Genomic DNA, 13,629 nt, shown 5'->3' with positions numbered 1-13,629 from the left:
GGAAGATGAAAAATCTCGCACTCTCCCCATTCGCAACCAACACTCAAGAAACCGTCGTGGAGACGATCATGAAACCCCTGTCATACGCCAGGCGCGGCGCGCGCTGGCTGATGGCGGCCGGTATCGCGGTCGCCATGCTAACCCCGGTGCAAGGCTTTGCGGAAGGCGCTGCCCCGATCACCCCGGAGCTGAAGCTCGATCTCGACAGTTCGCGCGTCATCACTCCGAGGCCCGACCGGGTCGTACCCTTCTTCACCAAGAAAGGCACTCAACGAGGCTGCGACTACGTCGTCTATTCGCTGAGCTTCGGCCTGCGCGGCGATCCGCAGGGCCTTGCCGACCCAAGCCTTGAGGCCAGGCTGAAGAAGGTCCGGGTCGACTTCAAGGACCAGCTTCCGCACGGCCTTGAGATCGTCAACGTCAATGTGTCCGGCGACGGCACGGATTCATCCGGCGGACCACTGCCGGGCGCGACGATCAGCACCTCGGCGGGTCCCAACGATACCGCTGTTGTTTCAGACTTCCGCATCTCCACTTCCGATCTCGACGGCGCCGGCGCTCCCAACGAGCGCGTCATCAACTTCAAGATCACGGCCAAGATCGATCATGCGGCATTTCCCGCGCCGACGATCGTCGACAACCACGGGATGATCAAGGTGACCGCCAGACCGGGCACCGGGACCATCATCCCGTCGCAGGATCCGAGCAAGCCCGACGACGGCGACTTCAAGACCGGCGTGAAGACCTCGATCAAGATCGACGTCACCAAGTGCAACCCGCCGCCGCCACCTCCCGGCAAGGAATGCTTCAAGGTGGAGCGCGGCACCGTCGACTGCGTGCCCGGCGGCGGTGCCTTCATCTACCACATGCCGGTCGGCCCGGAGATGGGCGGCAAATGGGTGCAGGTTTCGACGACCACATCAGGCGTCACCGTCATCCCCGACACCCAACTGGTGCCGGCGGGCGGCGGTGTGCTCAACTGGAAGATCGTCGGCGCATCGCCCGGCGACGTCATCCACCTCATCGTCACCGGCATCGAAACCTATGCCGGTCCGAAGGAAGGCTGGGGCCTGTGCTGCACGCAGACCATCGACATCGTCATCCCGCGTGACCAGAGGTGCCCGCCCAAGGACAAGGAGCCGGACCTCAAGGTTGAGAAACGCGCCGACGTGACGCGTTGCACGATGGGCGGCGGCTGCGACTTCACCATCAGGGTCACCAATGTCGGCACCGGTGCCTACCACGGCAAGATCGTGCTCGACGAGGTGACGCTGCCGGCCGGCTCGACACTCGATTCAGGGCCCAATCCGCCCTGGGTCTGCGTACCCGGCACCACCCCTATGATTTGCACCCATCCGGTGACCACGCTCAATCCGGGGGCCTCCGTCGACCTCAAGCTCGGCTTCAAGCCGGCCGGAGGCTGGCAAGGCAGCGTCTTGCGCAACTGCGCCACCTATAATTACGGGGCCAGCGACAAGCCACTGTTCGGCAGCCAGTCGAACGACCGCGGCTGTGCCTCGATCCCGGTCTGCCGGCGTGGCGATCGCGACCGCGACTGCCGGCCGCCGGTCGAAAAGAAGGTCGACCTGATCCTGAAGAAGCGTGCCCGTATCCCGGTCTGCACGGCCGACGGCATCTGCTACTTCGTGATCGACATCATCAACAACGGCAGCGCCACCTACAATGGACCGCTGACGGTCATCGACAATTATCCCGGCGGCGCGCCAGCCTCCTCGACCTTCGGCCCGAGCCCGCCATGGACCTGCGCACCAACCGGCCCCGGGCTGTTCCGCTGCGACAATGCGGGCATCTCGCTGCCTCCGGGCGGCTCGACGCCGATCGTCGTCAAGGCGGTCATGCCGGCCGGCTACCAGTCGGATACTGTCGAGAATTGCGCGACGGTGAAGCCCATCCCCGGTGAAAACGATCTCACCAACAACAAGGCCTGCGCAAAGGAACGCTTCCGTCATCCCAATGGCGGCAAGCCGACCTTGCGCATCGCCAAGGTGTGCAACGGCTCGCTCGCCGGCGCTGCGGTCATCTCTTGCCGCATCACCGTCATCAGCCTTGGCACCGCTGCCCCCACCGGCCCGGTGCGGGTCAACGATGCCGCCACGCTGGTTGCCGGCGGCGCGCCTGTCCAGATCCAGACCGTCACCCCTGACGGTGCGGAATGGGCGTGTGGACCGGTTCCGGCCAACGCGCTGTCGTGCCAGATTCCCGGTGCCGTCATGGTACCTGGAACCAGCCGCCACTTCGACGTGACGGTCTCGGCCAATGGCGCGTTCGAAAACTGCGCGCGCGGCTCCTATGGGCCGGCACCGGGCGACGACGTCGTCTATCCCTTTGGCCAGGCCTGCGCCAAGGGCGGCGGTTCTTCGACCATCCGTGTCGAAAAGACCGGCGACCGTGAATGCAGGCTCGGCCAACCCTGTTCGTTCGAGATCACTATCACCAATGACGGAACGACCCCCTTCTCCGGGCCGGTCCGCATTGGCGATGCGATCGGCGTGGAGGGTCTCGGCAGGCTGGAAGGCGTTGAGATCACGTCGATCGATCCGCCCTTTGGCTGTTCGCCGGAACCGGCAACCTTGCCTGCGTCCTGCATTGCCAACCTGACGCTCGGCGCCGGCGAAAGCCAGGTGCACCATGTCACCGTGGTCATTCCCGACGACGGTCGCCTGGCCAATCTGCAGGGCAATGTCAGCGGCCAGAACTGCGTCGGCGTGCTCTCTCCCGAGACACGGGTGCAAGGCGGTGGCGAGGTGCTCGGCGGCGATCAGACCAATGTGCAGGGCGATCGTGGCAAGGCCTATGCCTGCCATCCCTTCACCATTAGCCAGGAGACGAAGAAGGAATGCTCGCAAGGCTTCGTCATGAACGATGCCGGCCGCTGCGTTTGCCCGGAAGGCACTACCTACCGCAACGGCCAGTGCTCGCCGGGCGGTGGTATCGTGCCGAAGCCGGAACAGCCGAAGCGCTGTGTGCTGCTCGAAGGCCAGATCCGCACCGAGGACGGACGTTGCGTCTGCCCACGCGGAACCGGGCTCGAGAACGGCAGATGTGTCAGGACCGACAAGCCCGAGCAGTGCACCATCCGTGGCCAGGTCCACAATGCGGATGGCGATTGTGTCTGCCCCAGGGGAACCGAGATCAGGGGCAATGCCTGCCGCCCGATCCAGCCAAAGCCTGAGCAGTGCACGATCCGTGGTCAGGTTCACGACGCCGATGGAGACTGCGTCTGCCCGAGAGGGACCGAGGTGCGCAATGGTGCCTGCCGCCCGATCCAGCCGAAGCCTGAGCAGTGCATCATCCGTGGTCAGATCCACGACGCGGATGGCGATTGTGCCTGCCCAAGGGGTACCGAGGTCAGAAACGGCGCCTGCCGTCCGATCCGGCCAAAGCCTGAGCAGTGCACCATCCGTGGTCAGGTCCACGACGCCAACGGCATTTGTGTCTGCCCGAGGGGTACCGAGGTGCGGGGCAATGCCTGCCGGCGCAAGCAGCCGACGCAGGAGCAATGCGACATACGCGGCCAGGTCCACAACAAGCGCGGCGAGTGTGTCTGCCCGCGTGGGACGCAGGTGATCAACGGCGCATGCCGCAAGCCCAGACAGGAGGTGGAATGCGCACCGGGCTCGCAGATGATCAATGGCCAATGCCAGCCGATCATCAGGCGGCGCTGCCCGGAAGGCACGATCGGGCGCTATCCGAACTGCCGGCCCGTCCGCGGACAACCGTCGCTGGAGCTCAACCCCGGCCTGCTGCTGCAGCAGGTATTGCCACGGCGCAGGCCGCAGGTCGAACAGCAACAGGATCCGGTTCCAGACAGAATCCTGAAACTCCAGCAGCAATAACCACTGCTCGACACGAGACCAGAAACCCGCCGGAGCAATTCGGCGGGTTTTTCTTCGTAGCTGTGGGGGCAAGCGGGAATTGGCCGCACGTGATCGGGGATGCTGGCACGTCAGCCTGCGCGGTGCCCGCGCCTGCACCCTCGACAAGTCGGCTGTGGCACATTAGGCAGTCGATAGGGTGGCCGAACGAGAAGGACACTCGGAAAGGCCGCACCCATGAGCAGAAAGACCCTGATTGCACCATCGGTGCTGGCGTCGGATTTTTCCAAACTCGGCGATGAGGTCGAAGCGGTGGCGGCGGCCGGCGCCGACTGGATCCATCTTGATGTTATGGACGGGCATTTCGTGCCCAACATCACCTTTGGCCCGCCGGTGATCAAGGCGATCCGCAACCGCACCAAGGCCTTCTTCGACTGCCATCTGATGATTGCCCCGGCCGACCCCTATCTGGCCGCTTTTGCCGAGGCCGGCTGCGACGGTTTGACCGTCCATGCCGAGGCCGGCCCGCATCTCGACCGCTCGCTGCAGACCATCAGGAACCTTGGCAAGAAGGCCGGTGTGTCGCTCAATCCGGCGACGCCGGAAAGCGTGGTCGAATACGTGCTCGACCGGCTCGACCTGATCCTGATCATGACCGTCAATCCGGGCTTCGGCGGCCAGGCCTTCATCCCGGCGGTCGTCGACAAGGTGAAGCGGGTCAAGGCCCTGATCGGCGGCCGGCCGATCCGCATCGAGATCGACGGCGGTGTTTCAGCCGAGACCGCGCCGCTGGTCACCGCTGCCGGCGCCGACGTGCTGGTGGCGGGCGCCGCCATCTTCAAAGGCGGCAGCGTCGAGGCTTATCGTCAGAACATCCAGGCGATCAGGACGGCAGCCGACAACGCAGCCGGCTGACCGGCGGTGTTCCCGCGGTCGGCCCGACATGCCGGCTAAGGTTCTGGTCCCGGGCGGGGCTTGTGAAGATCTGATGCGCAACGGCATCGGGCTGAGCGGTTGCCTGATTCGGTCTCAAGGTCCGCCGGCCTATGCCCAAAGCAGACAGTTGATCTCGCGCGCATACAAAAGAACAGAAAGACAGATTCTCCTGCGTGCATACAAAACATGTTAAGTTTCCACAGGTTGTGAAAATGCGCGGAATTACAGCATTGAGCTCCGGAATGCCGCATATTCCTTCGTGCTAAAGTACAATAGCGTGATCTTCTGCTTGAGCAGCGAATGCTCGCGCTGTATGGTACAAGTACGAGACGGCGAATGCTTTCAGACTCGAATCGCCCAGGCCAAGTCTTGGGGACAAGGAGTCGCTATGACATACGGAGCTGCCAATCTGAACGACGACGCTGCGGGACCGAAGAGCACGCTTGCGAGTACGGTCTATCAGCAATTGCGGGACGATCTTCTCGGCGGTGTCCTTGAAACCGAGAGCAAACTGCGGGTCGAATGGGTTGTCTCCAAATATGGGGCCGGCGCCTCACCTGTCCGCGAGGCTCTCAATCGCCTCGCCTCGGAAGGACTTCTCGGCCGGCACGACCAGCGCGGCTTCTTCATCATGCCGGTCAGTGCGCCGGAACTCGAAGAGCTGACGCGCACCCGCTGCTGGCTCGAGGAGCGGGCGCTTCGCGAATCCATCGTCCACCGCACCGCCGAATGGGAAGAACAACTCGTGCTGGCGCTGCATCGCCTGGGCCGTGCGTCACGTTTTTCGCCGCAGAACCTCGTCTCGCTCAATCCCGATTGGGAGAGGCTGCATCGCATCTTTCACAGGGTGCTGATTTCGGCCTGCCGGTCGCAATGGCTGGTGGGGTTTTGCGACCAGCTCTCCGATCACGCCTATCGCTACCGGCAAATGGCCAATGATGGCGAAGGCGTCCAGCGCGACGATTTCGGCGAGCATCGCCTGATCGCCGAATGTGCCCTGGACGGCAATGCCGACGGCGCCGTCGAGGCACTGCTCAACCACTACCGGTTGACTGCCGCCATGTGCATGAAGCGCTTCGAGCAGGACGACGAAACGAAGGAACTCGCCGGCAAACGCGCTCGGCGATAGCAGTCGTTTCCTGGCGGGTCTCTTGCGCTCGTTTCTTGCGCTCAGCCTGCGTGGAGAGCGGCCGGCGTGAACCGCTGTCGGCGGGCTTGACGGCGCGGCCAAGAACCGCGAACTCTCGCCGCCGGGGCATGCCGCGACAGGCGCATGCTCAGCGCCGTAGCACCCCAGGAAGTCTTCATGAGCAATCATCTGTTCGATGCGTTCCGGTCCCGGATGCCGGCGCCAGCGCGCTTGCTGATGGAGACCGATGATGGCCGCTTGCTCACCTATGGCGATATGCTGGCCCGCTCTGCGCAGCTTGCGCATGCGCTCTTGCAACTGGATGTCGAACCCGGTGACCGCATTGCCGTGCAGGTCGAGAAGAGCCCGGAAGCGGTCATGCTCTATCTCGCCTGCTTGCGAGCCGGCGCCGTCTTCCTGCCGCTCAACACCGCCTATACGCTGGCCGAGCTGGAGTATTTCTTCGGCGACGCGGAACCACGCCTGGTCGTCTGCGATCCGGCAAGAGCGGCCGATATCGGCGCGCTGGCGGAAAAGACGGGCGCCGTCACCGTCACGCTCGGCCGCGACGGCCGGGGATCGCTGACCGACCAGGCCTCGCGGCTGCCGACGGATTTTCATGACGTGGCGCGCGGGTCGGATGACCTCGCGGCAATCCTCTACACGTCGGGAACCACCGGCCGTTCGAAAGGCGCCATGCTCAGCCACGAGAACCTTGCTTCGAACGCGCGCGTGCTGGTCGAGCACTGGCGTTTCACTGGAGACGACGTGCTGATCCACGCATTGCCGATCTTCCACACGCACGGCCTGTTCGTCGCCACCAATGTCGTCCTGATGGCCGGCGCCTCGATGCTGTTCGAGCAGAAGTTCGATCCGGCCCGCATCGTCTCGCTGATGCCGCGTGCCACGGCCCTGATGGGCGTGCCGACCTTCTACGTGCGCCTGCTGCAGCAGGATGGGCTGGCCCATGAGGCGGCAAAAAACATCCGTGTGTTCATTTCCGGCTCGGCGCCGCTTTTGGCCGAGACGCACAAGGCCTGGCGCGAGCGCACCGGCCACGCGATCCTCGAACGCTACGGCATGACCGAGACCAACATGAACACCTCGAACCCCTATGAGGGCGAGCGGCGCGCCGGTACGGTCGGGTTCCCCTTGCCCGGCGTCACGCTTCGCATCGCCGATCCCGACAGCGGCGCAGCACTTGCGCAGGGTGAGGTCGGCATGATCGAGGTCAAAGGCCCCAACGTCTTCGGCGGCTATTGGCGTATGCCGGAGAAGACCAAGGCGGAATTCCGCGCCGACGGTTTTTTCATCACCGGCGATCTCGGTATGGTCGACGCCGACGGCTACGTCCACATTGTCGGCCGCGGCAAGGACCTGATCATATCGGGCGGCTACAATATCTATCCGAAGGAACTCGAAAGCGAGATCGACGCGCTCGACGGGGTTAGCGAAAGCGCCGTCATCGGCGTTGCCCATCCGGATTTCGGCGAAGGCGTCACCGCCGTCGTCGTGCGTGCGCCGTCATCGCCGATCACCGATGCCGAAATTCTCGGCGCCATCGCCGGGCGGGTGGCGAAATACAAGCACCCGAAGCGGGTGATCTTCGTCGATGAACTGCCGCGCAACACCATGGGCAAGGTACAGAAGAACCTGCTGCGCGACACCTACAAGGACATATACGCATCATAGTTGCGCTGGGGCAGGGGCGCCTTACTCCTTGCGCGGCCTTTCGGCCCGGCTGCCGGAACCCCACAAGGCGCGCTTCAGCAGGTTGCGCTTGCGTGGGGCGAGATTGATGTCGCTGACAAGCTTGGCGCCGCCCTCGCGCCGTTCGAGGGTGATCTTGCGGCTGTGGAAGGCTTCCAGCTCGGCCCGGTGCGCCACGCTGATGATGGTGACATCAGGCAATTCGCGGATCACCGTCGCCATCATGGTGTCCTGGCTCTTCTCGTCGAGCGCCGAGGTTGCTTCATCCAGCACGACGATATCGGGGCGGTGCAGCAGCAGGCGCGCGAAGGCGAGGCGCTGCTTTTCGCCGCCCGACAGCGTCTGGTCCCATGGCGCTTCTTCCTTGATCCTTTCGGCAAGATAGGCAAGGCCGACCTTGTCGAGGGCGGCCTTGATCTGTTTGATCGTCCACTTGTCCGCCGCCGCGGGATAGGCGACCGCGCGGCGAAGCGTGCCCGAGGGGATGTAGGGGCGTTGCGGCAGCATGAACAGTCGCCTGTCGGCGTGGAAATTGACGCTGCCGCCGCCCCATGGCCACAGGCCAGCAACGGCCCGCACCAGCGTCGACTTGCCCGAGCCGGATTCGCCAGCCACCAGCACGCGCTCACCCGGTTCGATCGCAACCTCGGTTTCCTTGACCACGGAGGTGCCGTCGTCGAGCGTGACGGAGAGATCGTCGAGGCTGAGCATCGCACCGTCTTCGGTTTTGCCGTGCTGGATGCGTCCGAGCGCGTCGCTCTGCTCCGCACGCTCGAGCCCGTCGAGCGACATCATCAGCGAGGCGATGCGCCGCGCCGAGGCGTTCCAGTCGGCAAGACGCGGGTAGTTGTCGACCAGCCATCCGAACGCGCCTTGCACGATGCCAAAGGCAGACGCTGCCTGCATCACCTCGCCAAGCGTCATCGAGCCTTCGAGGAATTTTGGCGCGCACAGCAGGATCGGCACGACCGGCGCAAACAGGCTCGATCCCTGCGACACCGCCGCCGTGCGCATGTGCTGGCCCGTCAGCAGCGCCCATTGCCTGAGCACATGGCCGAAATTCCTGTCGATGCCGCTGCGCTCCTCCTCCTCGCCGCCCAGCAAGGCGATGCTCTCGCCGTTTTCGCGCACGCGCGTCAGCGTGTAGCGCAATTCGGCTTCCGCCTGGTTCTTCTGCTCGGAGAGCCGGACGAAATGGCGGCCGATGACCACCATCGAGGTCGAGGTGATGGCGGCATAGATCATCGCGGTGATGACTAGGAAGCCGGGAATGGTAATGCTCTCGCTGCCGATCGGCAGGGTGAGCGCGCCGCCGATGGTCCACAGCACGACGATGAAGGTCGAGGCCGACAGGAACGCGTTGAGGACGCCGGCGATGAAATCGACCGGCGACTCGGTGGCGATGCGCAAATCCTCGGTCATGCGGGCCTCGGGGTTCTGGTGGTCGCCGCCGACGAGGTTCAATTGGTAGTAGCGACCGCTTGCCAGCCAGCGCGCAATGACCGCGGTGGTCAGCCAGGAACGCCAGCGGCGCTGGATCGTCATGCGCAGGTAAACCTGCGCGACGACAAGGCTGCCGCTGCAGATCACCAGCGGTACGAATAGCGCGCTGAGGAAGTAGACGCTGCGGGCGTTGCGCTGCTCGAGCGCATCGAACATCGAGCGGTTCCAGACATTGATGCCATACTGGAAGCCGATATTGATGCAGATTAGAAGCAACACCCCGATCGTGAACGGCCAGGCGAGCCGGTCGCCGCGCCGGCTCCAGTAACCGCGCGCGCTGATCCAGAAACGCCGCAGCAGATATTTCTTGCGCGCCTGCTCGGCCTCTTCGAGCGTCAGTTGCGGATCGGGCTCGACAGCCTCCGGTGGCGGTCCCGGCTGGCCGTCGACCTCGGGGGCAGCTTCGGCGGCCGACGGCTTTTTTTCGCGCAACTTCTCGTGGCGTGGCCTCTGGTCACGCGGCGCTTGCTGTCGCGGCTTCAAGGCATCGCGCGGTTTGATGCCGTCGGCCTGTTTCAATTTGGGTTTCGCCTCGGACATACGCTCCGACAACGACCTCAAAATCAAAAGGTTTCATGACGTCAGCCGACTTGAACCTGAAATCAACGCAGTGGCGGAACCGGCCGCAAAAACCTTTTCGCCGCCGATCCAGACGCCCTTCGTGTCGAGATCGTCCGACAGCGCGACCATGTCCGCGGCCGTGCCGTTGGCGAAGCGGCCGAGCCGGTGCGACTGGCCGATCGCCTGCGCCGGATAGAGCGAGGCCATGCGCAAGGCCTCGGAAAGCTCGACCCCGACTACGCGGTGGATGAAACGCACGGCAGAGATCATGTCGAGATCGGCGCCCGCCAGTGTACCGTCGGCAAGCCGCAGGCTGCCGTCCCTGCGGTAGATGGTGCGGCCGTTCAGCGTGAACGAGGTCATGTCGGTGCCGATCGTCGCCATGGCGTCGCTGACAAGCACGATCTTGCCGGGACTTTGCTTGGCGCGCAGCGCGATCTTGATGGTGGCGGGATCGACATGGATGCCGTCGGCGATGAGACCGGCCGACAACGCGCCGATGTCGATGGCCGCGCCCACCAGCCCGGGCTCGCGATTGCCGATCTGGCTCATCGCGTTGAACAGATGGGTGACCATCGAGGCGCCGGCCTCGGCAAAGGTACTGGCGGTGGCGTAGCCGGTGTCGGAATGGCCAAGGCTGACGACGATGCCGGCCTTGGCGAGTGCCGAGACACGCGCCGGTTCGACGGATTCCGGCGCTATGGTGGTGAGCAGCACCGGCAGCTTTTGCCGCGCCGCGATCAGCATCGCCTGGTCGGCGTCCGTCATCGGCCGGATCAGCGCCGGATCATGCGCGCCCTTGCGCGCGATCGACAGATGCGGGCCTTCGAGATGCAGGCCGAGGAAGCCCGGCACCTTCCGCAGCGCCGCTGCTTCGCCGGCGGCGACGGCGGCGGCGGTGACGCCGGGCGTGTCGGTGATCAGCGTCACAAGCAGCGCCGTCGTGCCGAAGGGCGCATGCGCCTTGCAGATGGTTTCGATCGAGGTGACATCGGGATGGTCGTTGAGCATGACGCCGCCACCGCCATTGACCTGCAGGTCGACGAAGCCCGGCGCCAGCACGCCACCGCCAGTCTCGACGACGCGGATATCCGAGGGGATGGCGCTGGTGGGCAAAATAGCCTCGACGAGGCCGTCGCGCACGACGAGCGCGTGGCCTTCATGCCAGTCGTCCCCGTCGTAAATCCGGGCACCAGTCAGGGCAAAGCGATCGTTCATACTGTCTCCGTCACCTTGCGAAGATTGCGCGGCGTATCCGGATCAAGACCGCGGTGGCGGGCAAAGGCCTCGACGAACATGTAGAAGGACACAATCAGCGTCAGCGGATCGGTCAGCGGGTGCCCGGTGGCGACATGCGGCAGGCGCACGGCGCGTTTGCCAAGTGCGGAGGTGACGAACACCGGCGCGCCCTTGGCCGCCAGGCTGTCGGCGGCCTCGGCGATGGACGGTTCGGACGCATCGCGCGCGGCCAGCGCCAACACCGGAAAATCGGGGCCGATCAGCGCCAGCGGGCCATGCATGACTTCGGCGGCGCTGTAGGCCTCCGCATGAATGCCGCAGGTCTCCTTGAACTTCAGTGCCGCCTCATTGGCCATCGCCGCCGACGGGCCGCGGCCGAGAATGAACAGCGATTTCTGTTTCTCGATCGTTTCGGCCAGCACGCTCATCCAGTCGCAGGCGATCGCCTTGCGGAAATGCTCCGGCAAGCCGGCCAGTGCCACCAGCAGCGCTTCGTCGCCGGTGGCATGCGCCATCAAAGCGAGACCGGCAACGGCGGAATTGATGAAGGTCTTGGTTGCCGCCACGCTGCGCTCGGGGCCGGCCAGTATGTCGATGGCATAGTCCGAGGCACGCGCCAGCGGCGAATCGGCGGTGTTGGTGATGGCGACGGTCAGCGCGCCGCCGGCACGCGCGGTTTCGGCCATGGCGACGATGTCGGGGCTCTTGCCCGACTGCGAGATCGCCAGGCAGGCCGAGCCGGCGAGCCTGAGCTTTCGGCCATAGATCGAGGCGATGGACGGTCCGACCGACGCCACGGCGAGGCCGGCGGTAAGCTCGACGGCATACTTCATGAAAGTGGCGGCATGGTCGGACGAGCCGCGCGCCACGGTGACGACAAACTGCGGGTCGCGTTCGCGGATGCCGCGCCCGGCCTCGGTCAGCATGGTGCCTGAGCCATCGAGCAGACGGGCGACGGCTTGCGGGATCTCCTCGATCTCGCGCCGCATATGGGTCACATCGGTCGACTTGGTTGGCTCTTTACTCATGGTCGGCCCTCTTCGCTCGGCCCTGTCAGCCGCAGTTCGGCGACGAAATCATAGGCGTCGCCCCGGTATATAGAGCGGGTGAATTCGATCACCTTGCCGCTCGCCAGATAAGAAATGCGTTCGATGTGCAGGCCGGCGATGCCTGGCGGCACTTCGAGCAGGCGCGCGTCGCTGTCGCCGAGATTGGCGGCGGAAATGCGCTGCACGGCGCGCACCGGCCGGTTGCCGGTCAATTCCAGCGCCGCATAGAGCGAGGAGCCTATATCGGCCGGGTCGGGCAAGACGCTTGCCGACAGCGAGGCGCGCTCGATCGCCAGCGGCGTGTCGTTGGCGATGCGCAGGCGCGCCACCCGCGCCACCAGTTCGCTCGACGACAGGCCGAGCACCATCATCTCGTCGGGCGAAGGTGCGTAAAGGCCGCGGTCGAGCCATGCCGAACGCACAGCCATGCCGCGCCGCGCCATGTCCTCAGTGAACGAGGTCAGCCGCGACAGCGACTGTTCGACACGCTCCATGCGCGGCGCCACGAAGGTGCCGGAGCCGTGGCGCTGCACCAGGATGCCGCCCTTGACTAGGTCCTGCACCGCCTTGCGCACGGTAACCCGCGAAATATCGGCCTTGGTGGCGATGTCGCGCTCGGAAGGCAGCGCGTCGCCCGGCCCGATCAGGCCGCGATTGACCGCGTCCTCGATGCTCTTGCGAAGCTGCAGATAAAGCGGCGCGCCGCTTTGCGCCTGATGTTTGAGCGTGGCGAAGATCTGGTCGGCGGCCTCGCTCATCGAGTTGCCTCCGCGTGTCCGGCGAAAAGGCGAACCGCCATCTGCACCGCGCCGCCCAGCGCGTCGTCGAGCGGCGGCTTCAGCAGCGCCCGATAGCGGGCAGACAGCCGCGGCGCGTAGAGCGGCGCCAGCCCGCCGAGCAGGCACAGCGGCGCGTCGTCGGCAAGGTCGAGCGCGCCGAGCGAGGCTTCGACGTCGGCGACCACCCTGTCGAGGATCCAGTTGGCGACGCTGTCGCCCTTTTCGGCATGCTCGAACACCTTGGGCGCGAAGCCGCCGAAGTCGCCCGGCTTGGCATTGGTGGTGAATTCGACGACGTCCTCCGGGTTGTTGCGGAAGACGGCCAGCATGCTCTGCGTCAGCGGCGAACCGGCGCGAACGCCGTCATAGGCAAGCAGTGTCTGTTCGAGCAGGTCGCGGCCGATACGGGCGCCGCTGCCCTGGTCGCCAACCTGGAAGCCCCAGCCGCCGATGGCGCGCGATTTGCCTTGTCTGCGCGCCATATAGGCGGTGCCGGTGCCGAGGATCGCCATGGCGCCGTCACCGGAGCCGACGGCGCCTTCCAGTGCGATCTCGGCGTCGGTCTCGACGCGGCTGATGCTGAACGGCAGGATCGCTTCGAGCTGCTGCCGGTAGGTGCCGACATTGGCGCCGGCAAGGCCGAGAATTGCGGGTGTTCGCGGGATCAATTCCGCATCCTGCCCGGCGGCGAGGAACGCCTGCCGCGCGGCCTCGACGATGTTCAAGCGGGCGCCGGTCAGGTCGGTGCGGATGTTGGCGGCGCCGCTTTTGGCGCGGCCGATCACCATGCCGTCCGCCGTTGCCAGGGCGGCCCTGCAGCTGGTGCCGCCGCCATCGATTCCGAGCACGAAATTCACGTGATTTCTCCTCCAGGCGGATAATACCAA

The 13,629-nt window shown here is 65.1% G+C and carries 9 protein-coding genes; 4 read left to right on the top strand and 5 right to left on the bottom strand.

Translation table 11 applies throughout. From position 1 onward, the window contains the following. The first annotated feature begins 5 nt into the window (after positions 1 to 5). The 4 genes from NKJ37_RS16265 (at position 6) to NKJ37_RS16250 (ending at position 7,593) form a co-directional block, all read left to right on the top strand. Complete coding sequence (locus tag NKJ37_RS16265) at positions 6 to 3,857, top strand: DUF7929 domain-containing protein (RefSeq protein ID WP_352774339.1); 3,852 nt, start codon at positions 6 to 8, stop codon at positions 3,855 to 3,857. Between the two features lie 216 nt (positions 3,858 to 4,073). Further along, a complete protein-coding gene (gene rpe, locus NKJ37_RS16260) occupies positions 4,074 to 4,751 on the top strand; it encodes a ribulose-phosphate 3-epimerase (protein ID WP_023810869.1) in 678 nt (225 codons plus the stop codon). A gap of 409 nt (positions 4,752 to 5,160) precedes the next feature. Continuing rightward, a complete protein-coding gene (locus tag NKJ37_RS16255) occupies positions 5,161 to 5,901 on the top strand; it encodes a GntR family transcriptional regulator (protein ID WP_128305144.1) in 741 nt (246 codons plus the stop codon). 177 nt (positions 5,902 to 6,078) lie between these two features. Continuing rightward, on the top strand, positions 6,079 to 7,593 hold the full coding sequence (locus NKJ37_RS16250; RefSeq protein WP_352720939.1) for a malonate--CoA ligase: 1,515 nt from the start codon (positions 6,079 to 6,081) through the stop codon (positions 7,591 to 7,593). A 21-nt stretch (positions 7,594 to 7,614) separates the two neighbouring features. Here the strand turns inward: NKJ37_RS16250 and NKJ37_RS16245 are convergent, their stop codons facing one another. Genes NKJ37_RS16245 through NKJ37_RS16225 form a run of 5 tightly spaced genes read right to left on the bottom strand, consistent with a single transcriptional unit; the run spans position 7,615 to position 13,599 of the window. Continuing rightward, positions 7,615 to 9,654: an ABC transporter ATP-binding protein/permease gene (locus NKJ37_RS16245; RefSeq protein WP_352774337.1), complete on the bottom strand. Its 2,040-nt coding sequence runs from the start codon at positions 9,652 to 9,654 to the stop codon at positions 7,615 to 7,617. A gap of 33 nt (positions 9,655 to 9,687) precedes the next feature. Beyond that, positions 9,688 to 10,893, bottom strand: a complete 1,206-nt coding sequence (gene nagA / locus NKJ37_RS16240; RefSeq protein WP_352774335.1) for an N-acetylglucosamine-6-phosphate deacetylase — start codon at positions 10,891 to 10,893, stop codon at positions 9,688 to 9,690. Beyond that, complete coding sequence (locus NKJ37_RS16235) at positions 10,890 to 11,942, bottom strand: SIS domain-containing protein (protein WP_352774334.1); 1,053 nt, start codon at positions 11,940 to 11,942, stop codon at positions 10,890 to 10,892. Before NKJ37_RS16235 ends, nagA begins: the two co-directional genes overlap by 4 nt. After that, complete coding sequence (locus NKJ37_RS16230; protein WP_027040192.1) at positions 11,939 to 12,721, bottom strand: GntR family transcriptional regulator; 783 nt, start codon at positions 12,719 to 12,721, stop codon at positions 11,939 to 11,941. The genes NKJ37_RS16235 and NKJ37_RS16230 overlap by 4 nt, the downstream gene beginning before the upstream one ends. Continuing rightward, entirely contained in the window at positions 12,718 to 13,599 is an 882-nt protein-coding gene (locus NKJ37_RS16225; protein ID WP_128305138.1) for a glucosamine kinase nucleotide-binding domain-containing protein, read from the bottom strand. Before NKJ37_RS16225 ends, NKJ37_RS16230 begins: the two co-directional genes overlap by 4 nt. Between the last annotated feature and the right edge of the window lie 30 nt (positions 13,600 to 13,629).

The organism is Mesorhizobium sp. M0140 (assembly GCF_040322475.1).
In the GTDB taxonomy this organism is placed as follows: Bacteria; Pseudomonadota; Alphaproteobacteria; order Rhizobiales; family Rhizobiaceae; genus Mesorhizobium.
This window is presented reverse-complemented; position numbering and strand designations above follow the sequence as displayed.